The organism is Microbacterium sp. OR16 (assembly GCF_047306725.1).
In the GTDB taxonomy this organism is placed as follows: domain Bacteria; phylum Actinomycetota; class Actinomycetes; order Actinomycetales; family Microbacteriaceae; genus Microbacterium.
In genome coordinates this window covers 1,082,546-1,106,790 of record NZ_JAZEXK010000001.1, presented here as the reverse complement: position 1 = coordinate 1,106,790, position 24,245 = coordinate 1,082,546, and the positions used below count along the sequence as shown (strand labels likewise).

The following is a 24,245-nucleotide window of genomic DNA, read 5'->3' as shown; positions in this document are numbered from 1 at the left end:
GGATACTGGCGGCACCATGACGACGACGATGCTGCTGCTCGCCGACACGCACATCCCGGCGCGTGCGAGACGACTGCCGCGCGCTGTGCTCGACGCGATCGACGTCGCGGATGTCGTGGTGCACGCGGGGGACTGGGTCGACATCGCCACCCTCGATCTCATCGAATCGCGATCCCGAGAGTTCCACGGCGTCTACGGCAACAACGACGGGCCCGAACATCGCGAGCGGCTCCCCGAGATCGCGCGCTTCACCGTCGAAAACGCTCGTTTCGCCGTCATCCACGAGACGGGCCCGGCGGCGAAGCGCGAGCAGCGCATGGATCAGGCGTTCGCCGACACCGACGTGCTGGTCTTCGGGCACTCGCACATCCCGTGGGACACCGTCACGGCAGGCGGCCTGCGTCTGCTCAACCCCGGGTCGCCGACCGATCGGCGCCGTCAGCCGGCGTGCACGATGATGAGCGTGCGCATCGACGGGGGAGCGCTCGACGTCACGCTGATCCCGGTGAACCGCGACGAGTGAACCGCTGCCGGTGAACCGCTGCCGGTGAACCGAGGTGGACCACCGCGAGCGATTCTCTGAAAGCGCGGCGAACCATATCACCGCCAGTTATTCCGTGATAATGGTCGCCGGAACTCGGCATCGCCCAATAGGCTCCAAGAAGCGGAGTATTCTCGAGTGGCTCCGCATGTGTATCGCGCTTCCGGGGGGACTCTCTACCCGCGTCTCTCCTGCGCGGGTGATGGGCGGACGGATGAGTGGGCAAGCTCTGCTGACGGTACCGGCGATCGGCGTGCGCGCCGCAGAATTCCCCGCTCCGCCGTCCCCGCTGGGGCGGGCGGTGCCCCGGCTCACGTGGGTGCTGTGCGCCGCGCTGCTGCTCTGCGGGTGCATCCTCGTGTCGGCGGCGACCACGACCGACCCGGACTGGTGGCGACTGTACTTCAGCAGGCTCGGCATGATGGGCGACTTCTCCAGCTTCGCGTTCAACGGAGGGCTCGTCGCGAGCGGGGCGATCATCGCCGGCTCGTCGTGGATGCTGCGGATCCGCCTGACCGGAGTGATGCCGCACTCGCGGCGTTCACAGGTCGCGATGCGTGTGATGCCCCCGGCGATCGCCGGCCTCGGCATCAGCCTGCTCGCGATCGGCGCCTACCCGCTGTCGGTCGACCCGATCGCCCACGAGCGGGCCACCAACGGCGCGGTGCTCTCGTTCGCTTCTCTGCTGCTCTCGCACCGTGTTCTGCTCTGGCAGCTCGAAGGAGCGCTCCGCCGAGCCACGATCATCAGCGGCGTCACGATGGTCATCGCGCTCGCCGCGTTGAAGGCCGAGGTCATCTCGCTGACGATCTTCGAGGCGATCGCCTTCGCGATCATCCTGTGGTGGGTGCACCTGCTCGAGCAGATCGCGCACCGTCACGCGTCGGACGCACCGCGGACCACCTCCGCCTGGTGGCCGCGCCGACGGCGAATCGAGGCGAATGCTTGGAGCGCGACGTCTCAGCCGCACGCGGGCGAGGCGAGCATCCGTCAGGAAGATGCAGAGCGTCTCGCCCGTGCGACGACGATGCCGCGCCGCGACGTCTCGAACCCGTCGAGCATCTCGCGCAGCTCATCAGCGCCGACGTCGGCGCCGAAGGCGTCGGCTCCCGGCTCGAGCATGATGCCGGATGCCAGTGGGCCGGCGATCACCGGATCGAAACCCAGGTCGTCGACCAGCCTCGACACGACATCCAGGTCCTCGGCCGAATCACCGGCGATCGCGATGGCCTTGCGATCGGGTGCCCCGGCTGGGCGAGCCTCGTCCTCCATGTCGTGGTACCCCATGTGCCCCAGCCCCTTGACTACGCGGGCGCCCGCGAGGTGCCGCTGAACCAGCTCGCTCGTGGAGGTGCGCGGGTCGTCGAGGTCGGGACGGTCTCCGTCGGCGCCCCACCAGTAGTTCATGGCGTCGATGACGAGCATCCCGCTCATCTGCTCAGCCGGCAGCGTGCGGTACTCGCCGAGCGGCAGCGCCAGCACGATGGCATCCGACATCGCCACCAGGTCGCCGACCGTCGCGGCCTCGGCTCCGATCGCGGCGATCGCCCGAGCGATAGGCGCGGGGTCGCCTGATCGCGCGACGACGACCCGGTAGCCGGCACTCACCGCGAGAGCGGCCAGCACCCGACCCAGCCGGCCGGCGCCGATGATGCCCAGCGTCTCGATCGGCGAGATGACAGTCACCCCGTCATCGTACGGGTGCTCATCGGGGCGCCGGCGCGGCGTGCTCAGTGGTCGCGCAGCATCGTGATGAGCTCGGCCTTGCGCTTGTCGGAGTAGCCCTCGATGCCGAGCTCCTTCGCGCGCTTCTTCAGCTCCTCGACCGTCCAGTCGTCGTAGTCGCCGGACTTGCCTCCCCGGCGTCCGACCGCCGAGCGGCCGTCGCGGGCGGCCGCGTTCGAGATGCGCGCCGCCTTCTCCTTCGATGCGCCCTCGTCGCGCAGCTTCTCGTACAGCTCTTCGTCCTTGAGCTCTGGCTGGTTCGGCATGGCCGCCTCCTCGGATCGTCGGACGTCGCGGTCAGCGACTGGGGACGACCCTACGCACGGCACTGCGGCAGTCGAACGGCCTTGACACGCCGACGGAGGCGGCCTATCCGCGCACCTTCGAAAACCGCCGGCCGCTCAACCCCAGGCGGCTTCGTCGATGCCCGGCGGATGCTCGCCCGCGGTCTGCGGACGCTCGCGGATGTCGCCCACCTCGCGCGAGTCACGGGCCGCGTCGAAGAGCTTGATCAGATGGCCCGCTCCCACAGCTCCACCTGCCCGGGCACGACGGTGAACAGCGGATGCGGGGCGGGAGTCGAGGCGCGCCAGCGCACGGCATCCACCGGGCTGCGCTGATCGAGCTTCGCACCGAGGTGCTGCCACTCCAGCGCCAGCTGGCCATCGGTCACCGGGATGAGGGCGACCGGCGATGTCGGCGCGAGGATCCGCGTTCGATCGAAGCGGTAGCGCCGGGCATCCGCCTCATCCGCGACCGACGACAGGTACGCGCCGACCGACGCGAGCGGGTCCGCCTGCGCGCGGAACCGCTCGAGTTGCGGATGCCTGGTGTACCCCTTCGTGCGCCCGGCGAGCACCGCCTGCGCGAGCAGCGTCTCCCGCCAGCAGGCGACCAGAGCCGCCCTGTCGAGGTGCGCGGGATGCAGTGACCAGATCCTCACCTGCGGCTCGGCTCCTCCGGGTTCGTGGCCGCCGGCTCGACGCCCTGCTCGGCATCGGACGCCACAGCCGGCTCGGCATCGCGGCGGCTGAGCTTCGACGGCCACCAGATCGCCCTGCCGATGTCGTAGCTGAGCGCCGGCACGAGCAGCGAGCGCACGACGAACGTGTCGAGCAGCACGCCGAAGGCGACGATGAACGCCAGCTGCACGAGGAACAGGATGGGGATCACCGACAGCGCCGCGAACGTCGCCGCCAGCACGAGCCCGGCGGAGGTGATCACACCGCCCGTCACCGCGAGCCCGCGCAGGATGCCCTCGCGTGTGCCGTGACGCGTCGACTCCTCGCGCACCCGGGTCATCAGGAAGATGTTGTAGTCGATGCCCAGCGCGACCAGGAAAACGAAGCCGAACAGCGGCACCGCCGGGTCGGCCCCCGGGAACTGGAAGACCCCGTTGAACAGCAGCGCAGCCACGCCCATCGCCGAACCGAACGACAGCACGGTGGTGAGGATCAGCAGCACGGGTGCGAGCACCGCGCGCAGCAGCAGCATGAGGATCACCAGGATCACGCCGAGGATGACGGGGATGATCAGGTTGCGATCGTGGATCGAGGCGGTGTTCGTGTCGACGGCCGTCGCGGTGACGCCGCCGACCTTGGCGCCGGTCTCGTCGAGCTCGGCGCGCAGCCGGTCGACCGTCGCCTCGGCATCCGCCGAGTCGGCAGCGTCGGTGAGGGTGCCCTGCAGCAGCACACGCCCGTCGATGACCGTCGGCTCCGGCGCGGGAGTTCCCGGAGGGCCGAGGGCGGTGATGCCGTCCTCGGTGACCGGGGCGCTGCCCGACGGCGAGTCCTCCGCGGTCACGGTGACACCGTCGACGCCGTCGTCGGAGAGCAGCACGTCGGCAGCATCCTGCAGCCGGTCCTCGTCGACGAGCACGTACGCGGGGCTGCCGGATCCGCCCGGGAAGTGCTCGCCGAGCACCTTCTGACCGTCGCGGGCCTCGGAGGCGCCGAGCACGAGATCGGACTGCGGCACGCCCTTGGCGTCCAGCTGCACGACGCCCACCGCGGCGATCGCCAGCACGATCGCCGTCGAGATCCAGATGAGGCGCGGGCGAGTGCGGATGCCGCGCGCGAGCCTCGGCCACAGTCCGCGCCCCTGCAGCGGGCTCGCGTCGGCCACCCGCTCGGGCTCGTACTTCGGGCGCTTGGGCCAGAACGCGGCCCGGCCGAACAGGCCGAGCAGGGCGGGAAGCAGCGTGAGCGCGGCCAGCATCGCGAAGACGATGCCGATCGCGGCCACCGGACCGAGCGTGCTGTTCGACTTCAGGTCGCTCAGCAGCAGGCACAGCAGGCCGGCGATCACGGTGCCGCCGGAGGCGAGGATCGGCTCGAACGAGCCGCGCCAGGCCGCCGCGACCGCCGTCCACCTGTTCTCGGTGATGTGCAGCTCTTCGCGGAAGCGCGCGACCATCAGCAGCGAGTAGTCGGTCGCGGCGCCGATGACGAGGATGAAGAGGATGCCCTGCGTCTGACCGCTCAGCAGCAGGATGCCGAACTTCGCCGCCCACCACACGACCAGCAGAGCCACGCACAGCGCGAACAGGCTGGTGCTGAGCACGACGAGGGGAAGCAGCAGTGAGCGGTACACGATCACGAGGATGACGAGCACGGCGGCGAGAGCGACGAGCAGCAGGATGCCGTCGATGCCGGCGAATCCGGCGACGAGGTCGGCGGTGAAGCCGGCAGGTCCCGTGATGTACACGTCGACGCCGTCGGGCACGCTCTCGCGCAGGTCGGCTGAGAGCGCCGCGGAGATCTCGCCGATATCGGCGTCGGCGTCGATGGGCACGAACGCCTGGGCGGCGAGTGCGTCGTCGGAGACGATCACGGGGGAGGAGCCGTCGTTGACGCCCTCGGCGGTCGTCGCCTTCTCGAGCGCGGATGCCAGGTCGTCCCGCAGCGCGTCGTCGATCTCGTCGTCGGAGTCGAAGACCACCACCGCCGGGATCGAATCGGAGCCGAGGAAATCGTCGAGAGCGGACTGCACCTCGGTCGCGTCGGCCGATTCGGGCAGGTAGGCCGTGCGGTCGTTCGAGGAGACCTCGTCGATCTTGCCGAACAGCGGTCCGCCGAGCCCCGCGCCGGTGAGCCAGAGGAGGATGAGCGCGGCCGAGATCAGTACGCGCAACAGCGTCTTCGGCTTCTTCTTCTGCTGCTGCTGGCGGAGCTGCGCTCGCGTGTTCATCGGGGTCCTCTCGTCAGAGCAACGGTACCGGGCAGGAGAAAGGTCGCCGGAGGACTTGACAGGCCTAGCATGAGGGCATGCAGAGAACACTCGTCATCGCGGCATCCGCGCCGGTGCCGAGGGGGAATCGCGTCGAGATCGCGCAGGCGGTCGACGGGACGGTGATCGCCGTGCGCGACCTCGACCGGGGCATCCAGTACGAGGTGCGCGACGTCGCGCAGGAGCGGGTCGATGTCTGGCGGGCCGTCGTGCGCGACTGCCGGGTCACCGAGTCGATCCGCCACCCGCGCACGACTCTCGTCGTCGGATTCTCGGACGCGGTCTCGGCCGCAGAGGAGGCGCTCAGCGAGGCGGATGCCGCGGCCGCGGCGGCCAAGGCGGAGTCGGACCGCTGGGGCGGCGCCGACAAGCCGCCCGCCGAGGTGCCGGAGCGGTTCTGGTGATCGCGGGCTCGGCGCGGATCGTGGACTGATGCTCAGCGGAAGTCGCGGGAGCGGTGCGCGAGGCCGGTGCGCAGGTCTTCGAACGCGTCGGCGAGCACGTTCGTGACACCCTCCGGGGAGCGCTCCAGAAGCCCTCGGACGATGAGCGCGGGGGAGTCGCGGGCCACCCGGCGATAGCGGGCCCAGACTCCCGTCGAGCAGATGACGTTCACCAGCCCGTGCTCGTCCTCCAGGTTCAGGAAGGTGACGCCGCTGGCCGTCGCCGGACGCTGCCGGTGTGTGACCACTCCAGCGACCTCGATGCGCCGCCCGGTCTCGTGAGTGCGCAGCCGGGCGGAGGTGAGCACGCCCCGCTCGTCGAGCGCGGCCCGCAGGTGCGACATCGGATGATCGTCGATCGAGACGCCCGTCGCCCACAGGTCGGCCGCCAGACGCTCGTACCCCGACTGGTCGGAGAACAGCGGCGGCTGCACCGACAGGGCGGTGCCGGGCAGGAAGCGCGCCCGGTCTTCGGCGGCGGCACCGGCGAGCCAGATGGCCTCACGTCTGCTGAGCCCCAGGCACTCGAAGGCTCCGGCTGTGGCCAGCGCCTCGATCTGCGCTGTCGTGGCGTCGGTGCGGCGCACCAGGTCATGCAGGTCGCGGAACGGCCCGTGCTCGTCACGTGCCGCCACGATCCGCTCGGCGAGCTTCACGCCGATCCCGCGCACCCCCGACAGGCCGAGTCGCACGGCGAACCGGCCGTCGCGTCGGTGCGCGGCCGACTCGTCCGGGGCGGAGATGTCGAACCGCAGGGGAGCCGGCTGGTCGAATGACGCACAGGAATCCCGCCCGGTGGGCCCCGGCCCGCCGCCCGGTCCTGAACTGCCGTCCGGCCCGGTTCCTGCGTCCGGCCCGGTTCCGGCATCCGGACCCGCGTCGATCGGCTCCAGGCCGTCCATCACGCCGGACGCGTGCAGGTCGGGCCTGCGTACCTGCACGCCGTGATGGCGGGCGTCCGCCGTGAGGGAGGCCGCCGAGTAGAACCCCATCGGCTGCGCCCGCAGCAGCCCTGCCAGGAACGCCGCCGGATAGTGCAGCTTGATCCATGAGCTGGCGTAGACGAGCAGCGCGAACGACAGCGAATGCGACTCGGCGAAGCCGAAGTTCGAGAAGGCCTGGATCTGCGCATAGATCCGATCCGAGACCTCCGCGCTCAGACCCCGCCGGCCCATCCCGGCGTACAGCTTCGCCCTGACCTTCTCGATCTTCTCCAGACCGCGCTTCGAACCCATCGCCCTGCGCAGCAGATCCGCCTCGTCGGCGGTGCAGTCGCCGATCGCGGTGGCCATCTGAATCAGCTGCTCCTGGAAGATCGGCACGCCCAGCGTGCGCTTCAGGATCGGCTCCAGGTCGCGGTGCGGGTAGGGGATGTCGAAGGGCACAGGCTGTTCGCCCCGGCGCACGCGCTCGCGGTTCTCGGCATCCACCCTGTCCTTCTCGAGCTTGCGACGCACGAACGGATGCACCGCACCGCCCTGGATGGGCCCTGGCCGGATGAGGGCGATCTGGATGGCGAGGTCGTAGAAGCAGCGCGGCTGCAGCCGGGGCAGCAGACCCATCTGCGCCCGAGACTCGACCTGGAACACCCCGATCGAGTCGGCTCGGCAGAGCATGTCGTAGACCCCCGGCTCCTCCTTGGGGATCGTCTCGAGCGTCCAGCGCTCGCCGGTGGACGCCAGGATGAGGTCGAAGCAGTGCTGGAGGGCTGCGAGCATCCCGAGCCCCAGCAGGTCGAACTTCACCAGCCCCATCGAGGCCGCGTCGTCCTTGTCCCACTGGATCACCGTGCGCTTCTCCATGCGGGCGTGTTCGACCGGCACCACCTCGCCCACCGGACGGTCGGTGAGCACCATCCCGCCGGAATGGATGCCGAGATGCCGCGGCGCTCGCAGCAGGTCATCGGCATAGCCCAGCACGTCATCGGGGATGTCGTGACCCTCCACCGGCTGCAGCCCCGAGCTCCACCCGTCGACCTGCTTCGACCAGGCATCCTGCTGACCGGGGGAGTATCCCAGTGCCCGCGCCATGTCGCGCACGGCGTTCTTCGGGCGGTACTGGATCACGTTCGCGACCTGGGCGGCGCGCTCGCGGCCGTAGGTCTCGTACACCCACTGGATGATCTCCTCACGGCGGTCGGAATCGAAATCCACGTCGATGTCGGGCTCCTCGGTGCGGGTGGTGGCGAGGAAGCGCTCGAACGGCAGTCCGTACAGGATCGGATCGACCGCGGTGATGCCCAGCAGATAGCAGACCGCGCTCGCCGCGGCCGACCCCCGGCCCTGGCACAGGATGCCGCGCCGTCTGGCCTCCTGCACGATGCCGTGCACGATGAGGAAGTACCCGGGGAAGTCCTTCTCTTCGATGACGTCGAGCTCGCGCTCGATCCGCGCCCACCCCGCTGCGTCGATACGCGGGTACCGCTCGGGCACCGCCTGCCGGACGAGGTGGCGCAGCCAGGTCATCGGCGTGTGCCCGTTCGGCACCTCCTGCTTCGGCAGCGCAGGGCGTGCGGATCGCAGCGGGAAGGCGCACTCGGCGGCGAGCCGCAGCCCGTGCTCGATCGCCCCCGGATAGCGGCGGAACCGGGCGGACATCTCGGCGCCGCTGCGCAGATGCGCCCCGCCGTGCGCGGGCAGCCAGCCGTCGAGGTCGTCCATGCTGCGCACCGCCCGCACCGCGGCCACCGCCTCGGCCAGCCGCGCCGTCTCGGGTGAGGCGTAGTGCGCATTGCTCGTCGCCACCACGGGCAGCCGCAGGCGCGCGGCGAGCTCGGCGAGGGCATCGTTGCGGCGGGTGTCGAGCGGGTCGCCGTGATCGAACAGCTCGACCGCCACCCGATCGTGCCCGAACAGATCGACGAGCCGCCGCAGCGGCGTCTCCGCATTGCCGAGCTCCAGCCCGCGGCGCACGGCTCCCTTGCGGCATCCGGTCAGCACCGTCCAGTGCCCGTCCGCCCGCGCGGCGAGCTCTTCGAGATCGTAGACCGGACGGCCCTTCTCGCCGCCGCGCAGCTGGGCGGCCGAGATGGCGCCGGAGAGGCGGTGATAGCCCTCGGTGCCGCGAGCCAGCACGAGCAGGTGATCGCCCTCCGGGTCGGGAGTGCCGGCCCGCACCCGCGAGCGGGTGCGAGCCGGGTTCTCGGCGATGCCGAGCGAGAGCTCGGCGCCGTACACGGTCTGCACCCCGGCATCCATCGCCTCGGCCACCTCTGCGAAGCGGGACGCCCCGTAGAAGCCGTCGTGATCGGTGATCGCGAGGGCGCTGAGGCCGAGGCGCTCGGCCTCAGCGAGCAGGTCCTCAGGAGAGGAGGCGCCGTCGAGGAACGAGTACCACGAGTGCGCATGCAGCTCGGCGTAGGGCACGGCATCAGCCGGCCGCTGCACCTCGAGGTGAGCCGTCGTTCGGCGACGCCGGCTCACCGGACCCGGATCGGCTCGAGGGCGCACCGGTTCGCTCTGCACCGGAGCAGGACGCTGCAGATCGAGGGTGCGCTCGAGCTGATGCCACGTCTGGCCGGGATTGTTGTGCCAGTTCATCAGCGGTACCGGCCCTCCGCCCACCAGCCGTCCGCCGAGTGGAACACCAGCCAGGCGCGGTGCCCGGCATCGAGCAGCTGGAAGCGGTGCCCGGAGCGGGCGCGCTCGGCATCCCACCGGTGCTCGTGCACCGGCCACGGACCCGCCCAGCCCACCACCTCGCTGTCTTCGATCAACGCTGGCGGTGTCGACAGGGCGCCGCGCTCGTCGATGCGGATCTCGGCGCCCTCCGCGCCGCTCACCCGCACCGGGCGCATCGGCGTGTACACCTCGGTCGGCAGCGGATCAGGCAGGCGGCCGGGCCAGGGCTGCGTGGGATCGCGCTGCACGAGCGGTCGCTCGCCCCACGGCGTGAGCACCTGACGGTCGGCCAGCATGCGCCCGCCCGACATCGCGGCCGTGCTCACCCCGCGATGTCCGAGCAGCGTCTGCACGCGCGAGACGGCATGGTGCAGCCGCTCGTCGGTGCCCGAGCCGAACAGGCCGGGCTGATGATGGGCGGCGTCATCGACTGCGACCGGGGCGAGCCGCACCCCGACGATGCCGCGGAAGGCGTGGGCGGCATCGTCGGGCGCGTCATCGACGATCGTCTCGAGCTGCCAGCGCACCCGATCGACCAGGTCGCCGGCATCGAAGCAGGTCGGATGCAGCCAGGTGCGCGAGAACACCGCGCCGTCGTCGTCGGTGAGGTCGATGCGCACCTCAGTGCACACGGCCGAGACGTCGGCGAGCGCGAGCAGCACGGCATCCGCCGTCTGCCGCACGGCGAAGGCGATCTGATCGGACTGCCCGAGCGGCGTCTCGAACTGCACCTCGCGTGCCAGCTGCGGGTCGGGCGGCCGCGGGGTGATCGGTCGGGAGTCGGCTCCGGATGCCAGGTCGTGCAGACGCGCGCCGTGCTCGCCGAAGCGCGAACGCACCGAGAGGGCATCGAGGGCCGCGAACTCGCCGAGCGTCGACACTCCCAGTCGCCGCAGCAGGTCGGCGAGCTCGGACTCGCCGAGCGCGTGCAGAGGAAGTGGGGCGAGGAATCGGCGGGACGCCCCCGGCGGGATCACCGCCCAGGGGTCGATCCCGTCACCACCGGGGGGAGCGGCCCGAGCGGCGAGCTCGGCGGTGAACATGCCGTCGCCCACGCCGATGCGCACTTCGCCGAATCCGGCATCCGAGAGCATCCGCACCAGCGCGGCCGCAGCCCCCTCCTCCCCGTCGTGGTAGCGCGAGATGCCCCGCGAGCGCAGCGCGGCGAGCCCGGGGCGCAGCAGGTGCGCGCCGGGTGCGTGCGCCTCGATCAACCGCAGCACGGGCAGGAAGGCGCGCTCGTCTGCGGTCTCGTCGTGCGGCAGCATGCGCAGCGACGGCAGGCTGCTCTGCGCCTGCCGCTTGCGCTGCCCGACCCGCACACCGTGCGCTCTGGCGGAGTCGGTGCAGGCCGAGACGACGCCGGCGCGCACGAGGGCGGTGGGCGGATGCGGGGGTGCGGTGCCCAGCGCGGCGCGCAGCGGCCAGTCGGGAAACCACAGCACGTGCACGCGCATCGTCTCGCTCGGCGTGGAGGCGTCGATGCTCATGACGCCACCGCCCAGCTCGGGTGCGTCGGCAGCGCCTCGCGCGGATCGAGCGCGGGCTCGGCCGCGGTGTCGATGCGGCCCAGGTCATCGGGCAGGCGCACGCGCAGGCTCTTCGGCACCGGCGTGGAGCGGGTCTGCGCGGTGACGGTGACCGTGCGATCCGACAGCAGCCCCCACCCCTCGCCGAGCCCCTCCCAGTGCGGGTCGTGCAGCGTGATCAGACCCTCGCCCTGCGGCCAGGGGGATGTGGTGAGCAACGTGCAGCCGCGGTCGCGCAGTCGCGCAGCGAGGCGAGCGGCATCGGCATCCCGCACGCGAGAGCCGGGATTCATCGCGATCAGCGGCACCACCTCGGCCAGCGCCGAGACGACGGCGAGCCAGCGCTCGCCCGGCTCGGGTACGAGGATCAGCCGTGACAGATCGATGCCGAAGGCGGTCGCCGCCTCGAGGCCGAGCGTGGGCATGCCGACCGCAGCGCACCAGCCGCCTCGCTGGGAGAGCGCGCTCATCAGCGCGAAGATCAGGCTCGGCGAGGGCGACACCGAGTACACGGTGCCCGTCTGCAGCCCACCCTGGGGCAGCAGGTCCTGCAGCGCTGCAGGCATCGGCAGATGCGCGTCGTCGCTGCGACGGCGCTGCATGCGTCCGATCTCGCGTCGCAGGCGCAGAATGTCCCCTGCCCGTTCGTCGGCGGGGGAGAGTGCCGCGGTCGTTCTGATCCCCATGCATCCATCCTCGAATAGATCTTCGAACACTTCAAGTCGTCCTGCGAGGCTAATTCGGACATCCGACATCGTCACGCACGCCGTCATCCCGCAGCCCCGCCGACGTTCTCCACAGGCCCTCGACGACGTCTGCCGCTTCTCGCCTAGCCTGCGAGCGTGACTGCTCACTCCGTCGCCGTGCTGATCGTGCACCTCGGGCTCGCCGCAGTCGGCGCCTGGCTCATCGCGATCGATGCGCGCACGCACCGGCTGCCGAACCGCATCGTGCTGCCCGCGCTGGGCGCCCTGATCCTGCTCGTCGTCGTCGAGGGGCTGGCGACGGGCGACGGACAGCGGCTGACGCGATCCCTGCTCGGCGCTTTCGCACTCGGCGCGTTCTTCGCCGTGCTGCGCCTCGCGTCGCGACGGGGCATGGGCGGGGGAGATGTGAAGCTGGCCGCCGTGATCGGGCTGGTGCTGGCCTGGCACGGCTGGCAGATCCTCGTGCTCGGCGCAGCCGCGGCATTCCTGCTCGGCGCTCTGCACGCGCTGGTCCTGATGGGGCTGCGGCGGGCCACCCGGCACACGCAGATCGCGTTCGGGCCGTGGATGATCATCGGCGCAGCCCTCGCGATCGGGCTCTCGTGAGCGCATCGGACGTGTGTCGGCGCAGGGGGATAGGGTGAGCACATGGCTATCGCACGACTTCACGGCGGCCCGCTCGACGGGCAGATCATCCTGCTCGACGATGCAGATCAGGATTCCCTGATCCTGCCCTACAGCGAGACCCAGCTCACCTACCGGCGCGAGGGCGAGGCGTCCAACACCGGCGAGCACGACGGTCCCACCGAGACCGTCTTCTGGTTCGTCGAGGCGGGCGACGACATCACCCCCGGCGACGACTGACCGCGCGACGCACGTGAGTGCAGAGCCGCAGCGCTCGTTCGAGGTCGAGCGCAAGTACGACGCGGATGCCGACACGCGACTGCCGGACTGGTCGGACGTCCCCGGCGTCGTCGCAGTGACGGACGGCGAGCCGAGAGAGCTCGACGCCCGGTACTTCGACACGGCGGACGCCGCGCTCGCACGTCTCGGCGTCGCCGTGCGCAGGCGCACCGGAGGGCCGGACGCCGGCTGGCACATCAAAGGGCCGCGGCAGGGCGACGGCCGGCTCGAACTCGGCTGGCCGCTCGGTGAGACCGATCGGCTGCCCGATGCGGTCGCCGAGACCGTCGCGCAGTGGACGGATGCCGAGCTGCAGCCGCTCGCGCGCATCGAGAACTCCCGTACCGCCTTCCACCTGCTGGGCGCGGACGGCGTGATCGCCGAGTTCGTCGACGACCACGTGCGGGCGACGGATCTGCGCACCGGGACGCGCCGCGAATGGCGCGAGTGGGAGATGGAGCTCGGTCCCGCCGCTCCCGGTGATCCGGCTCGACGGGAGGCGTTCTTCGCGGCGGTCGAGACGGCCGTGAGGAAGGCGGGCGGTCGCGAGCCGTCGTCCGGATCGAAGCTCGCCAGGGCGCTCGGTCACTGACCGAACACCACCGGCTGCGCAACCCCTTTCATCGGTCTCGCCCGACGTGCTTGAGTCGCATCATGAATCATGCTGTGCAGCTGCGCTCCATCCGAACGCTCGTACCCGATGTGACGCTCGAACAGCACACGATCCGCGACATGTTCGCCGCGCAGCCCGGCTTGTCTCGGCTCGCGCAGCGACTGATCGCGACCTCTTTCGACGGCGCCGGGGTCGAAACGCGACACACCGTGCTCGCAGAGCTCGACCCCGCGGCCGAGATCGACGCACCGCAGTTCCTCGAACGCACCACCGGTGAGCTGCTCGAACCCGGCACCGCGGTGCGCAACGACATCTACGCGCGCGAGGCCGACCGGCTCTTCATCGAGGCCGCCGGGCACACCCTCGCGGCCGACCCGGACCTCTCGGCATCCGACGTCACGCACGTCGTCACCGTCTCGTGCACCGGCTTCCACGCGCCCGGACCCGATTACGCCATCGTCCGCGCCCTGGGGCTCTCCGCCGCCGTGCAGCGCTACCACCTCGGGTTCATGGGCTGCTACGCCGCCCTACCGGCGCTGCGCGCCGCCGCCCAGTTCTGCCGGGCCGACCCCGATGCGGTCGTGCTGGTGGCCAGCGTCGAGCTGTGCACCCTGCATCTGCGCTCGTCGGACGACCCCGATGCGATCATCGCCTCGTCGCTGTTCGCCGATGGGGCCGCTGCCGCCCTCGTCACCGCTCGTCCTCTGCCGACCGACGCCCCGGGATTCGTCATCGACGCATTCCACACCGCGCTCATTCCGGACGGAGAGGCGGACATGGCGTGGACGGTGGGTGACACGGGGTTCGAGATGGTGCTCTCGACGCGGGTGCCGCAGCTGATCGGCACGCACATCGACGACGCGCTGGACGCTCTGTGGCAGGGGGACGAGGGCACCGCGGGCGGGCTCGGCCGGCATCCGATCGGCGAGCTCGTGCGGCACTGGGCGATCCATCCGGGCGGGCGCAGCATCCTCGATCGCGTGCAGGAGCGACTTGGGCTCGACGACGGTCAGCTGGCGCCGGCGCGCGAGGTGCTGCGCACGCGCGGCAACATGTCGAGCGCGACGGTGCTGTTCGTGCTGCAGCGCATTCTCGAGCACAAGTCGCCGCAGCCGGGCGAGCGCGTCGCCGCGATGGCGTTCGGGCCGGGTCTCACCGCCGAGAGCGCGCTTCTGACCATCGCCGGTCGTGACGCGGTCGCCGGTCGCGACGCCGTGTCCGGTCGCGACGCCATCGCCGGTCGTGACGCGGTCGCCGGTCTCGGCGATGAGCGCTGAGCGCGGCTCCGCCATCGATCTGCGCCGGCGCGCGATCGATCTGCCCGAGCGGATGGATGCCGACGACGCCGATCCCGAGATGCTCGCGCGAACCTACGCGCGCTTCCCGTACGTCAACGCGATCCTGGCGGGCAGGCGCGGCCTGCACAGCCGCGAGATCGACCCGCGCGCGCGGCACGGCCGGATCCGCGTGCTCGACATCGGCTGCGGGGGAGGCGACATCGCCAGGTACGTCGCTCGCCGGCTGCGCAGAGACGGCATCCGCGCCGAGGTGATCGGCGCCGACATCGACGCGCGGGCGGTGCGCTGGGCGTCGGATGCCGACGACGAGGGGCTCGTGCGCTGGCGCTGCGTGTCGAGCGCGCAGCTCGTCGCGGAGGGGGAGCCGTTCGACGTCGTGCTCTCCAACCACGTGCTGCACCATCTCAGCGCGCCGCAACTGGCTGACCTGCTCGACGACTCCACGCGCCTGACCGCCCCGGGCGGCATCGCCGTCCACAGCGACATCGCCCGAAGCCGGACGGCCTACGCGCTCTTCGACGCACTCACCCGGCCGATCGCCGGCACCCTGCTGAAGAACTCGTTCATCCGCGAAGACGGGCTGCTCAGCATCCGCCGCTCGTACACCGCGGCGGAGCTCGCCGCCGTCGCGCCGCCGGGATGGCGCGTCCAGCGGCGGTTCCCGTCGCGGCTCCTGCTGGTGCACGCCGGCCACCTCTACTGAAACGGGCCCACAATGCGGAAGGAGGCCCGGTCCGAGCGGACCGGGCCTCCTTCTCGAGACGGGATGTCACATGTTGATCATGTGACCGGCGAGACCGTGGAAGGCCTCCTGCAGCGCCTCCGACAACGTCGGGTGGGTGTGCACGTTGCGTGCGGCCTCGAGCGCGGTGAGGTCCCACTTCTGCGCGAGGGTCAGCTCGGGCAGAAGCTCGGACACATCGGGTCCGATGAGGTGGCCGCCGATGAGCTCGAGGTGCTCGGCGTCGGCGATCAGCTTGACGAAGCCGACCGGCTCGCCCAGGCCGTTGGCCTTGCCGTTCGCGCTGAACGGGAACTTGGCGACCTTGATCTCGCGACCCTCGGCCTTCGCCTGCTCCTCGGTGAGGCCGAAGCTGGCGACCTGCGGCTGGCAGAACGTGGCGCGCGGCATCATGCGGTAGTCGCCCAGCGTCTGGGTCTCGGCCTTGCCGATGGTCTCGGCGGCGACGACAGCCTGCGCCTCGGCCACGTGGGCCAGCTGCAGCTTCGCCGTGACGTCGCCGATCGCGTAGATGCCCTCGACGTTGGTGCGCATGTGGTCGTCGATGTCGATCGCGCCGCGCTCGGTGAGCTTCACACCGGTCTTGTCGAGGCCGAAGCCCTCGATGTTCGGCGCGAAGCCGACCGACATGAGCACCTTGCCCGCTGTGATCTCGCCCGGCTGGCCGTCGCGGGTCTCGTAGGTCACGACGACCTCGGAGCCCTTGTCGGTGACGGTCTTCACCGCGGTGGAGGTGAGGATGTCGACGCCGAGCTTCTTGTACTGACGCTGGATCTCCTTCGAGACCTCGGGGTCCTCGTTGGGGAGTGCACGGTCGAGGAACTCGATGATCGTGACCTTGACGCCGTAGTTCGTCATCACGTAGCCGAACTCCATGCCGATGGCGCCGGCACCGACGATGACGATCGACTCGGGAAGCTCGCGCGAGAGGATCTGCTCCTCGTAGGTGACGACGTTGTCGCTGAGCTCGACGCCGGGCAGCAGTCGCACGGTCGAGCCGGTGGCGATGATCGCGTTGTCGAAGGTGATCTCCTCCGATGACCCGTCGCTCTTCGCGACGGAGATCGCCTTCGGGCCGGTGAAGGTGCCGCGACCCTCGTACTCGGTCACCTTGTTCTTCTTCATCAGGAAGTGGATGCCCTTGACGTGCGTCTCCGCCACCTTGCGGCTGCGGTCGAACGCCGCGCCGAAGTCGAAGCTCACATTCCCCGAGATGCCGAAGAAGTCGGCCTTGTGGGTGAAGGTGTGGGCCACCTCGGCGTTCTTCAGGAGCGACTTCGAGGGGATGCATCCGACGTTCAGACACACACCGCCCCAGTACTTCTCCTCGATGATCGCGGTGGACAGGCCGAGCTGGGAGCTGCGGACGGCGGCGACGTATCCGCCAGGGCCCGCGCCGAGGATGACGACATCGTAGTGTGGCATGCCCTCAGCCTAATCCCTGGCCGAAGGTGCGAGCGGGCGCGGGACCCGACAGAAAGTGACGAGTCGGCCTGTATCGGGCCTCCTCCCTGGTCCGCGCATCAGATAGTCTGGAGTGCCGGAGGAGGGAGAACCGTGACAGACGACAGCATCGGCGCCGGAGGCGCTATCCACCGCAGCGGCGGCGAGAAGCGCCACGACGTGACACAGACGTTCGGGCACGACTCCGATCTCTCCTTCGTGCCCTTCGGCGCCGACCTCACCGAACCCGAGGCGGCCGCGATATCCGCACTGCCGTCCGGGTCCGCGCTGCTGCTCGTGCGAGCCGGTGCCCTGGCGGGTGCCCGCTACCTGCTCGACTCCGATGTCACCACTGTGGGGCGCCACCCCGAGGCGGACATCTTCTTCGACGACGTCACCGTCTCGCGTCGTCACGCCGAGATCACCCGCTCGGGAACGGCGTTCGAGATCGTCGACCAGCGCTCGCTGAACGGCACCTACGTCAACGGAGAGCGCGTCGACCGCAGCGAGCTCGCCAACGGCTACGAGCTGCGCATCGGCAAGTTCCGGATGAACTTCTTCGCGTCGCCGATCGACCTCGCGACGGCGATCGACTGATGGCGGCGGCCGGCGCCGCCAGGGACCGCTCCGCATCCGCGGGTCTTCTGAGCATCGGTCAGGTCCTTGCTCGGCTCACCCCCGAGTTCCCCCAGCTCACCTCCAGCAAGCTGCGCTTCCTCGAGGTGCAGGGCATCGTCACTCCGTCGCGCACCGAGTCCGGCTACCGGAAGTTCTCCGCCTCGGACCTCGAGCGTCTGCGTGCGGGCCTCACCCTGCAGCGCGATCACTACCTCCCGCTCAGCGTGATCCGCGAGCAGCTCGATGAAGCCGAGGCGAAGGGCGAGGGATGGGGCAGCATCGCTCCTCCGTCGATCTCGCCGCCGGCCCGACGCCGTCGACGCGACGAGCTGCTGCTGCACACGGGTGCGACTCCGCAGCTGCTCAACGACGCGATCAGTGCCGGGCTGATCGTGGCGGCCGAGCACTACACCGATCAGGCGGCCACGATGCTGTCGGGGCTGGTGACGCTCGCCCGCCACGGCATCGAACCTCGCCACCTGCGCAGCATGCGTCAGAACGCCGAGCGCGAGGCGGCGCTGATCGAGTCGGCGCTGTCGACGCTGCTGCGTCGCACCGACGCGGCATCCCGGGGGAGGGCGGCGGAACTCGCCCCCGAGCTCGCCACGCACATCGACGAGGTGCGCCGCCAGCTCGTGGCCCAATCGCTCGAGCGCGTGCTTTCGTAACGAACGGATTGCGACACACCTTCCCCGCGGGTCGGATGTCGTTGCCGGGGCAGGGGTCCTGCTCTACCGTGGGGGATAAGCCGTTCAGGAGGGACAGAGTATGAGTGCGGATGGGCTTGCAGGCAACCCGCGGTTCGTGACCGAACTCCTGTTCACCGACGGTCTGCCGGCGATGGACGACGAGGTCGGATACCGCGGTGCCGTCGCCGCTCGTGCTGCGGGCATCACGTACCGCCAGCTCGACTACTGGGCGCGTACCGAACTGGTCGTCCCGACCGTGCGCGGCGCCTCCGGATCCGGCTCCCAGCGCCTGTACGGCTTCCGTGACATCCTCGTCCTCAAGCTCGTGAAGCGATTGCTCGACACCGGTATCTCGCTGCAGCAGATCCGCACCGCGGTCGAGCAGCTCCGCGCAGCGGGCATCCGTGATCTCGCCGGAACCACGCTGATGAGCGACGGCGCGTCGGTCTACCTGTGCACCTCGAACGACGAGGTGATCGACCTCGTCAGCCGCGGACAGGGCGTCTTCGGCATCGCCGTCGGCAAGGTGCTGCGCGAGGTGGAGTCCACGCTCGTCGAGTTCGACCCCACCGCGCCCGACCCGGTCGACGAACTCGCCGCGCGTCGCTCCAAGCGCACCGCCTGATCCTCCACGTCGACTCGCTGCGCTCGTTCAGTGCACGCGGCGAGCTCAGGAACCCAGCGTAGGCTCAGGTACCTATCTGGTGTAGACGAAGAAAGCCGCCCCGAGGGGCGGCTTCTCTCTTCTGTGCGCTGGGGCACTCAGGCCGTCGCGCCGCTCTCAGGAACGGGCACACGGCCGGTGCGGATGATGCGATCGAGCAGCGCGTCGAAGTCGGCCGCGAGCTCCTGGGCGGAGTCGCCCGGCCAGATGTGCAGCGGCTTCGCGGCGCCCTGCGCCTGCTGCAGCGACGTGCGCTCGGGCAGCTGAGGCGACAGCACGAGGGGGCCGAACATGTCGCGCAGCTCTTTGATGCGGAACTGGTGCTCGATCGACTGCGGACGCACGCGGTTCACGACGATGCCCAGCGGCTGGAGGCGAGGGGAGAGACCGCGGCGGATCTCCTCGATGGCGCGCAGTGCGCGGTCGGCGGCGGCGACCGAGAAGAGGCCGGGCTCGGTGACGACCATCACGCGGTCGCTGGCAGCCCAGGCGGTGCGCGTGAGGGCGTTGAGTGACGGGGCGCAGTCGATCAGCACGAGGTCGTACTCGCTCTCGACGGTCGCCAGAGCCTCTTCCAGCTTCCAGACGTCGCGCACGCTGGGATGCGGTCCGTCGAAGTTGATCGCCGACGGGCTTCCGATCAGCACATCGATCGTGCCGGGGTGCACCTTCGCCCACCCGCTGGTGGTGATCGCCTGGCGCACCACCTTCTCCTTGGGATTGCCGAGGACGTCGGCGATGTTCAGCCGTCCGGCGATCTGAAGGTCCATGCCGGTGGACACGTCGGACTGCGGATCGAGGTCGACGACCAGGGTCCGGATGCCACGGGCGAAGGCGGCGGAGGCGAGACCGAGAGTCACGGTCGTCTTTCCGACGCCTCCCTTTAGGGAGCTGACGCTGAGTACGTGCACGACCTACACGTTACCGTGCGCTCCTTCGGGCGGCGCTCAGCGTCGGGCGGTGCGTCCGGGCCGGACAGTGCTTTTGCCGGGGATCAGGCGGGCGCACTAACCTTGTCGGGCGCCCACCAGGGTGCGAGCTGGGAGTGAACCGTGAACCCGAACAACAACGTCGGTCCCGAGGATGACGATTCGCTGGGTGTCCTCGATGACACCCCGTCCTCCGACACGACGGGAATCGGCCTGGTCGGCGGCACCGCGCACGTCGAGGTCGTGCTGCCCACGGGTGAGTACGACGACGCCGATGACGACGCGGTCGACGACGAGGTCGTCGGCGGCGAGGTCGCGGCGCTGGTCACCGACCTCATCATCGACACGTCGGCCGTCGCCGACCCCCACGTGCTCGCCCGAATCCAGCAGGAGGCGCCGGACATCGTCATCGAGCTTCCGGCCGAAGACCTGCCGGTCGCCGCGCCGGAGGCGCTGAGCGGCGCAGAGGAGCCCGGGGGCCCGGCAGCGGATGAGGTGACCGTCGACGCGGAGATCGTCGATGACGTCGACGACTTCAGCGGATCGGCACTGGATGGCGTCGACGAGCACATCTCTGAAACCGAGCCTGAGCCTGAGCCTGAGCCTGAGCCTGAGCCTGAGCCTGAGCCTGAGCCTGAGCCGGAGCCTGAGCCTGAGCCTGATGTCGACGAGACTCCCGCTTCGGCCGTCGATGACGACGACGATGACGATGACGACGATGACGATGACGATGACGATGACGACGATGACGACGACGACCACGTCCACGACGATGACGATGACGATGACGATGACGACGACGATGACGTCGTAGAGGTCGACCACGTCCACGACGATGACGATGACGGCGATGCCGATGTCGACGAGGCCGACCACGTCGACGACTCTGACGACGCTGGCGACGGTGACGGGCTCGTCGACGTGCCCGGCGATGTCGACGACGAGCAGGATCGTCCCGAGCCCGCCGACGTCGCCCGGACGCCCGAGCATGCAGCCGTGCGGATCGATCCGCCCCGACCGGCCGAGTCCGCAGAGGAGACCGCGCCCATGGCATCCCCCGACCGTGCACCCGCGCCCCGGCCCGTGGCACCTCAGCCCGCCGAGATCGCGCTGACGTCGAAGCGACTCGACGACCTCGGGTCCGCTGCGACCAGCGAGACCGCCGACCTGCTGACCGCCGACCGGCTGCTCGACCCCGCCCGCGTGGCGAAGCCCGAGCCGGAGGGCACCTGGAGCCACCTGCTCTACTCGATCTCGGGCGGCCGGATCAACGTCGGTGACAGCCGCAAGGCCCGCGAGCGCAAGCAGCTCAGCGCGCGCATCGCCGCGCCCCTCACCGGCACTGCGCGCTTCATTCCCGTGCTCTCGCGCAAGGGCGGTGTGGGCAAGACGACGGTCACCGCACTGCTCGGCATGGCACTGGCGGATGCACGCGACGACCGCGTCATCGCCGTCGATGCGAACCCCGACCGGGGCACCCTGGCCGAGCGCGTGGTCGGCTCGCACACCAGGTCGGTCCGTGACCTGGTGCGCGCGCAGCGCGACATCCGCGGCTTCCACGACGTCTCGGCGCTCGTCGCCCGCGACGAGACGCGCCTCGACGTGCTCGCCTCCGATGCAGACCCGCGGGTGTCCGAGGCGTTCGGAGACGCGGACTACCGCGATGTGGCCACCGTCGCCGCGCAGTACTACTCGCTCGTCCTCACCGACTCCGGCACGGGCATCGTCCACTCCGTGATGGGCGCCACCCTCGGCCTCGCCGACCAGCTCGTCATCGTCTCGGGTCTGAGCGTCGACGAGGCGCGCCTGGCATCCGAGACGATCACCTGGCTCGAGTCGAACGGATACGCTTCTCTCGCCCGCGAGGCGATCGTCGTGCTGAACCAGTCGAATCCCGGCGCGCCGCTGGTGCGGCTGGGCGAGCTCGAGGCGCACTTCTCGACCCGCGCCAAGCATGTGCTGCGCATTCCGTACGACCCGCAGATCGCTGGCGGAGGCGCCATCGACTTCGGCAGCCTGCAGCCGGCCACTCGCCAGGCTGCTCGAGAGGTCGCCGCCGCTCTCATCGAGGGCCTGAGAGCGAAGGCTGCCTGATGACCGTCCGCGAGATCCGCCTCTACGGCGACCCGGTGCTGCGCACCGTCTGCGAACCGATCGGCGAGATCGACGACGGTGTGCGCGCCCTCATCGCCGACCTCATCGACACCGTCGAGCTGCCCGGTCGCGCCGGAGTGGCGGCGAACCAGATCGGCTTCGCTCTGCGTGCCTTCAGCTACAACGTCGACGGAGAGATCGGCTACGTCATCAACCCCGTGCTCACCGAGGTGCGCGGCGAGGCCGTGCCGACGGGGGAGGGATGCCTGTCGGTGCCCGGCCTGTGGCACGACACCCCTCGGCATCCGTGGGCTCGTGTCGAGGGCATCGACCTCGACGGCCAACCGGTCGTGCTCGAGGGTGACGGTCTGCTCGCGCAGGCGCTGCAGCACGAGACCGACCATCTCGACGGACGTGTCTACCTGAGCCGGCTGGAGGGCGAGACCCGCAAACTCGCCATGCGGCAGGTGCGCGAGAGCGACTGGTTCTGACGTCGAGTCTCTGAACGTCGACGCCCCCTCTGGGGCCCGTCGCCCGAGGGGGCGCGGACGCTCCGAGGGGGCGTCGACGTGTGAAGGTCAGCCCAGGGGCGTCGTGGTCGTCTGGACGGGGGTGTCGTAGATATCGGCCACCGCGTCGGCGAAGTCTTCGAGGATGACGTTGCGCTTGATCGACATCTTCGGTGTCAGGTGACCGCTCGCCTCGGTCCACTCCACCGGCAGGATGGTGAACTTGCGGATCGACTCGGCGCGGGAGACCGTCTTGTTCGCGCGGTCGATCGCACGCTGCACCTCTTCGCGCACCGCCGCGTTGCGGCTGGCCTCGCTCAGCGACATGTCGGCGGGAAGACCGTTGTTCGCCAGCCACGTCGGCAGCATCTCGCTGTCAAGGGTGACCAGGGCCGAGATGAACGGCTTCTGATCGCCCAGCACGACGACCTGGCTCACGATGGGGTTCGAGCGGATCGGATCCTCGAGCATCGCCGGGGCGACGTTCTTGCCGCCCGCCGTGACGATGATCTCCTTCTTGCGACCGGTGATCGTGAGGAAGCCCTCCGAGTCGAAGCTGCCCAGGTCGCCGGTGCGGAACCAGCCGTCGTCGAAGGCGGCCTCGGTGGCCTCGGGATTGTTCCAGTACTCCTTGAAGACGTTGATGCCCCTGACCTCGATCTCGCCGTCGTCGGCCAGCCGCACGCCCACGCCGGGCAGTGCGGGGCCGACCGTGCCGATCTTCGACTTGTGGGCGAGGTTGACCGTCGCAGGGGCGGTCGTCTCGGTCAGGCCGTAGCCCTCGAGGATCACCACGCCGAGACTGTGGAAGAAGTGTCCGAGGCGGGCGCCGAGGGGCGCCGAGCCCGACACGGCGTAGGACACGTTGCCGCCCATGGCCTCACGCAGCTTGCTGTAGACGAGCTTGTTGAAGAGCGCGAACTTCATCCGCAGGCCGAACGGGATCGGCTTGCCCTCCTCGAGCAGGGTGGAGTGCTCGATCGCCGCCGCGGCCGCTGCGCGGAAGATCTTGCCCTTGCCGCCTGCCTCCGCCTTCTGCTCGGCGGAGTTGTAGACCTTCTCGAACACCCGGGGCACAGCGAGCAGGAACGTCGGCTTGAACGAGCCGAGCGCGGGAAGCAGCTGCTTCGTGTCGGGCTGGTGCCCGGTGCGCACACCCGAGTGCACGGCGAGGATCGAGATGAACCGTGCGAACACGTGCGCGGTCGTGATGAACAGCAGGGTCGAGGCGCCGGGCGCCGAGACGACCTCGTCGAGGGCCTTCGCGGAGTTGCGCGAGAGCTCGACGAAGTTGCTGTGCGTGAGCACGCAGCCCTTCGGGCGACCGGTCGAGCCTGACGTGTAGATCAGGGTGGCGATGTCGGAGCCGACGGCGATGCCGCGACGGCGCTCGATCTCAGCGTCGTCCACTTCAGCCCCGCGTGCGGTGAGGGTGTCGATCGCGCCGAGGTGCAGCTGCCATATCTCGCGCACGAGCGGCAGGTCACCGCGTACCTCGTCGGCGCGGGTGAAGTGCTCGGCCGACTCGACGATCAGGGCTGTCGCCCCGGAGTCCTCCATGATCCACTGGATCTGAGCGGGGGAGCTGGTCTCGTAGATGGGCACCATCACCGCGCCCGCGTAGAACAGCGCGAAGTCGATGAGCGTCCAGTCGTAGGTGGTCTTCGCGATGAAGCCGACCTTCTCACCGGGCTGGATGCCGGCGGCGACGAATCCCTTGGCGAGAGCGATGACCGCGGTCTCGAAGTCCTTCGCCGAGATATCGCGCCATCCGCTGCCTTCCGGCACGCTGAACAGGGCGAGGTCAGGGGTCTTCCTGACCCGCTCGGCGAGCAGGTCGCTGACATTTCCCTCGGGGTCGGCAGGGACGATTGCGGGGACTTCGAACTGGACCACGGCAGCTCCTTCGGCACCGATCGGACGGGTGTGCAAGAAGTCTATGGCATG

23 protein-coding genes and 1 pseudogene are annotated in these 24,245 nt (G+C 70.0%); 13 read left to right on the top strand and 11 right to left on the bottom strand.

The genetic code is table 11. The annotated features are described in order from the left end of the window. Window positions 1–16 precede the first annotated feature (16 nt). Window positions 17–523 carry a metallophosphoesterase family protein gene (locus tag V2S05_RS05350; RefSeq protein WP_413634288.1) on the top strand — a complete coding sequence of 169 codons (507 nt, stop codon included), beginning with the start codon at window positions 17–19 and terminating at the stop codon, window positions 521–523. Between the two features lie 100 nt (window positions 524–623). Continuing rightward, window positions 624–1,337 (top strand): annotated as a pseudogene (locus V2S05_RS05345) (DUF998 domain-containing protein); the annotation flags it as partial. Window positions 1,338–1,531: 194 nt separating this feature from the next. Here V2S05_RS05345 and V2S05_RS05340 read toward each other — a convergent pair. The 5 genes from V2S05_RS05340 to V2S05_RS05320 form a co-directional block, all read right to left on the bottom strand. Then, on the bottom strand, window positions 1,532–2,227 hold the full coding sequence (locus V2S05_RS05340) for an NADPH-dependent F420 reductase (protein WP_413634287.1): 696 nt from the start codon (window positions 2,225–2,227) through the stop codon (window positions 1,532–1,534). Window positions 2,228–2,271: 44 nt separating this feature from the next. Continuing rightward, window positions 2,272–2,532 (bottom strand): Rho termination factor N-terminal domain-containing protein, encoded by a 261-nt coding sequence (locus tag V2S05_RS05335; protein WP_413634285.1) that lies wholly within the window; start codon window positions 2,530–2,532, stop codon window positions 2,272–2,274. 135 nt (window positions 2,533–2,667) lie between these two features. Continuing rightward, on the bottom strand, window positions 2,668–2,796 hold the full coding sequence (locus V2S05_RS05330; RefSeq protein WP_413634283.1) for a hypothetical protein: 129 nt from the start codon (window positions 2,794–2,796) through the stop codon (window positions 2,668–2,670). Then, entirely contained in the window at window positions 2,778–3,209 is a 432-nt protein-coding gene (locus V2S05_RS05325; protein WP_413634282.1) for a pyrimidine dimer DNA glycosylase/endonuclease V, read from the bottom strand. Before V2S05_RS05325 ends, V2S05_RS05330 begins: the two co-directional genes overlap by 19 nt. Next, the gene (locus V2S05_RS05320; RefSeq protein WP_413634281.1) at window positions 3,206–5,458 is read right to left on the bottom strand and encodes an MMPL family transporter; all 2,253 of its coding nucleotides are present in this window, start codon (window positions 5,456–5,458) and stop codon (window positions 3,206–3,208) included. Before V2S05_RS05320 ends, V2S05_RS05325 begins: the two co-directional genes overlap by 4 nt. Window positions 5,459–5,535: 77 nt before the next feature. Between V2S05_RS05320 and V2S05_RS05315 the strand changes: the two genes are divergently transcribed. Then, window positions 5,536–5,901, top strand: coding sequence for a hypothetical protein (locus V2S05_RS05315; protein WP_413634280.1), 366 nt, complete (start codon window positions 5,536–5,538; stop codon window positions 5,899–5,901). Between the two features lie 32 nt (window positions 5,902–5,933). Here V2S05_RS05315 and V2S05_RS05310 read toward each other — a convergent pair whose 3' ends face one another. Genes V2S05_RS05310 through V2S05_RS05300 form a run of 3 tightly spaced genes read right to left on the bottom strand, consistent with a single transcriptional unit; the run spans window position 5,934 to window position 11,775 of the window. Beyond that, window positions 5,934–9,479, bottom strand: a complete 3,546-nt coding sequence (locus tag V2S05_RS05310; RefSeq protein WP_413634279.1) for an error-prone DNA polymerase — start codon at window positions 9,477–9,479, stop codon at window positions 5,934–5,936. Then, on the bottom strand, window positions 9,479–11,050 hold the full coding sequence (locus tag V2S05_RS05305; RefSeq protein WP_413634277.1) for a DNA polymerase Y family protein: 1,572 nt from the start codon (window positions 11,048–11,050) through the stop codon (window positions 9,479–9,481). The genes V2S05_RS05310 and V2S05_RS05305 overlap by 1 nt, the downstream gene beginning before the upstream one ends. Continuing rightward, window positions 11,047–11,775, bottom strand: a complete 729-nt coding sequence (locus V2S05_RS05300) for a hypothetical protein (RefSeq protein ID WP_271637309.1) — start codon at window positions 11,773–11,775, stop codon at window positions 11,047–11,049. The genes V2S05_RS05305 and V2S05_RS05300 overlap by 4 nt, the downstream gene beginning before the upstream one ends. Before the next feature lie 156 nt (window positions 11,776–11,931). On the opposite strand from V2S05_RS05300, the gene V2S05_RS05295 reads away from it, so the two are divergent. The 5 genes from V2S05_RS05295 to V2S05_RS05275 all read left to right on the top strand — a co-directional run bounded on the left by V2S05_RS05295 (window position 11,932) and on the right by V2S05_RS05275 (window position 15,313). Further along, a complete protein-coding gene (locus V2S05_RS05295) occupies window positions 11,932–12,402 on the top strand; it encodes a prepilin peptidase (protein ID WP_413634275.1) in 471 nt (156 codons plus the stop codon). A gap of 42 nt (window positions 12,403–12,444) precedes the next feature. Continuing rightward, complete coding sequence (locus V2S05_RS05290; RefSeq protein ID WP_413634274.1) at window positions 12,445–12,660, top strand: response regulator; 216 nt, start codon at window positions 12,445–12,447, stop codon at window positions 12,658–12,660. A gap of 13 nt (window positions 12,661–12,673) precedes the next feature. Then, on the top strand, window positions 12,674–13,291 hold the full coding sequence (locus V2S05_RS05285; protein WP_413634272.1) for a CYTH domain-containing protein: 618 nt from the start codon (window positions 12,674–12,676) through the stop codon (window positions 13,289–13,291). Between the two features lie 62 nt (window positions 13,292–13,353). Then, the gene (locus V2S05_RS05280) at window positions 13,354–14,589 is read left to right on the top strand and encodes a type III polyketide synthase (protein ID WP_413634270.1); all 1,236 of its coding nucleotides are present in this window, start codon (window positions 13,354–13,356) and stop codon (window positions 14,587–14,589) included. Further along, the gene (locus V2S05_RS05275; RefSeq protein WP_413634268.1) at window positions 14,579–15,313 is read left to right on the top strand and encodes a methyltransferase domain-containing protein; all 735 of its coding nucleotides are present in this window, start codon (window positions 14,579–14,581) and stop codon (window positions 15,311–15,313) included. The genes V2S05_RS05280 and V2S05_RS05275 overlap by 11 nt, the downstream gene beginning before the upstream one ends. Before the next feature lie 66 nt (window positions 15,314–15,379). On the opposite strand, the gene lpdA is transcribed toward V2S05_RS05275, so the two are convergent. Then, a complete protein-coding gene (gene lpdA / locus V2S05_RS05270; protein ID WP_413634267.1) occupies window positions 15,380–16,777 on the bottom strand; it encodes a dihydrolipoyl dehydrogenase in 1,398 nt (465 codons plus the stop codon). A gap of 132 nt (window positions 16,778–16,909) precedes the next feature. On the opposite strand from lpdA, the gene V2S05_RS05265 reads away from it, so the two are divergent. The 3 genes from V2S05_RS05265 (at window position 16,910) to V2S05_RS05255 (ending at window position 18,727) form a co-directional block, all read left to right on the top strand. Continuing rightward, window positions 16,910–17,392, top strand: a complete 483-nt coding sequence (locus V2S05_RS05265) for an FHA domain-containing protein (RefSeq protein ID WP_271637316.1) — start codon at window positions 16,910–16,912, stop codon at window positions 17,390–17,392. Continuing rightward, on the top strand, window positions 17,392–18,081 hold the full coding sequence (locus V2S05_RS05260; protein WP_413634266.1) for a MerR family transcriptional regulator: 690 nt from the start codon (window positions 17,392–17,394) through the stop codon (window positions 18,079–18,081). Before V2S05_RS05265 ends, V2S05_RS05260 begins: the two co-directional genes overlap by 1 nt. Before the next feature lie 100 nt (window positions 18,082–18,181). After that, complete coding sequence (locus V2S05_RS05255; protein WP_271637318.1) at window positions 18,182–18,727, top strand: MerR family transcriptional regulator; 546 nt, start codon at window positions 18,182–18,184, stop codon at window positions 18,725–18,727. Window positions 18,728–18,864: 137 nt separating this feature from the next. Here V2S05_RS05255 and V2S05_RS05250 read toward each other — a convergent pair whose 3' ends face one another. Next, window positions 18,865–19,677 (bottom strand): ParA family protein, encoded by an 813-nt coding sequence (locus tag V2S05_RS05250; RefSeq protein ID WP_101186900.1) that lies wholly within the window; start codon window positions 19,675–19,677, stop codon window positions 18,865–18,867. 141 nt (window positions 19,678–19,818) lie between these two features. Between V2S05_RS05250 and V2S05_RS05245 the strand changes: the two genes are divergently transcribed. Together V2S05_RS05245 and def are read left to right on the top strand one after the other, a co-directional pair. After that, on the top strand, window positions 19,819–21,789 hold the full coding sequence (locus tag V2S05_RS05245; RefSeq protein ID WP_413634264.1) for an AAA family ATPase: 1,971 nt from the start codon (window positions 19,819–19,821) through the stop codon (window positions 21,787–21,789). After that, on the top strand, window positions 21,789–22,280 hold the full coding sequence (gene def, locus V2S05_RS05240) for a peptide deformylase (RefSeq protein WP_413634263.1): 492 nt from the start codon (window positions 21,789–21,791) through the stop codon (window positions 22,278–22,280). Before V2S05_RS05245 ends, def begins: the two co-directional genes overlap by 1 nt. 87 nt (window positions 22,281–22,367) lie before the next feature. Here def and V2S05_RS05235 read toward each other — a convergent pair whose 3' ends face one another. Further along, window positions 22,368–24,194, bottom strand: a complete 1,827-nt coding sequence (locus V2S05_RS05235; RefSeq protein ID WP_413634262.1) for an AMP-dependent synthetase/ligase — start codon at window positions 24,192–24,194, stop codon at window positions 22,368–22,370. Window positions 24,195–24,245 lie beyond the last annotated feature (51 nt).

Bases quoted from the DNA above. Each gene is read 5' to 3' on its own strand.
- V2S05_RS05350 (WP_413634288.1), top strand. From the start codon at position 17: ATGACGACGACGATGCTGCTGCTCGCCGACACGCACATCCCGGCGCGT.
- V2S05_RS05335 (WP_413634285.1), bottom strand. From the start codon at position 2,532: ATGCCGAACCAGCCAGAGCTCAAGGACGAAGAGCTGTACGAGAAGCTG.
- V2S05_RS05320 (WP_413634281.1), bottom strand. From the start codon at position 5,458: ATGAACACGCGAGCGCAGCTCCGCCAGCAGCAGCAGAAGAAGAAGCCG.
- V2S05_RS05315 (WP_413634280.1), top strand. From the start codon at position 5,536: ATGCAGAGAACACTCGTCATCGCGGCATCCGCGCCGGTGCCGAGGGGG.
- V2S05_RS05310 (WP_413634279.1), bottom strand. From the start codon at position 9,479: ATGAACTGGCACAACAATCCCGGCCAGACGTGGCATCAGCTCGAGCGC.
- V2S05_RS05305 (WP_413634277.1), bottom strand. From the start codon at position 11,050: ATGAGCATCGACGCCTCCACGCCGAGCGAGACGATGCGCGTGCACGTG.
- V2S05_RS05300 (WP_271637309.1), bottom strand. From the start codon at position 11,775: ATGGGGATCAGAACGACCGCGGCACTCTCCCCCGCCGACGAACGGGCA.
- V2S05_RS05290 (WP_413634274.1), top strand. From the start codon at position 12,445: ATGGCTATCGCACGACTTCACGGCGGCCCGCTCGACGGGCAGATCATC.
- V2S05_RS05280 (WP_413634270.1), top strand. From the start codon at position 13,354: ATGAATCATGCTGTGCAGCTGCGCTCCATCCGAACGCTCGTACCCGAT.
- V2S05_RS05275 (WP_413634268.1), top strand. From the start codon at position 14,579: ATGAGCGCTGAGCGCGGCTCCGCCATCGATCTGCGCCGGCGCGCGATC.
- lpdA (WP_413634267.1), bottom strand. From the start codon at position 16,777: ATGCCACACTACGATGTCGTCATCCTCGGCGCGGGCCCTGGCGGATAC.
- V2S05_RS05260 (WP_413634266.1), top strand. From the start codon at position 17,392: ATGGCGGCGGCCGGCGCCGCCAGGGACCGCTCCGCATCCGCGGGTCTT.
- V2S05_RS05255 (WP_271637318.1), top strand. From the start codon at position 18,182: ATGAGTGCGGATGGGCTTGCAGGCAACCCGCGGTTCGTGACCGAACTC.
- def (WP_413634263.1), top strand. From the start codon at position 21,789: ATGACCGTCCGCGAGATCCGCCTCTACGGCGACCCGGTGCTGCGCACC.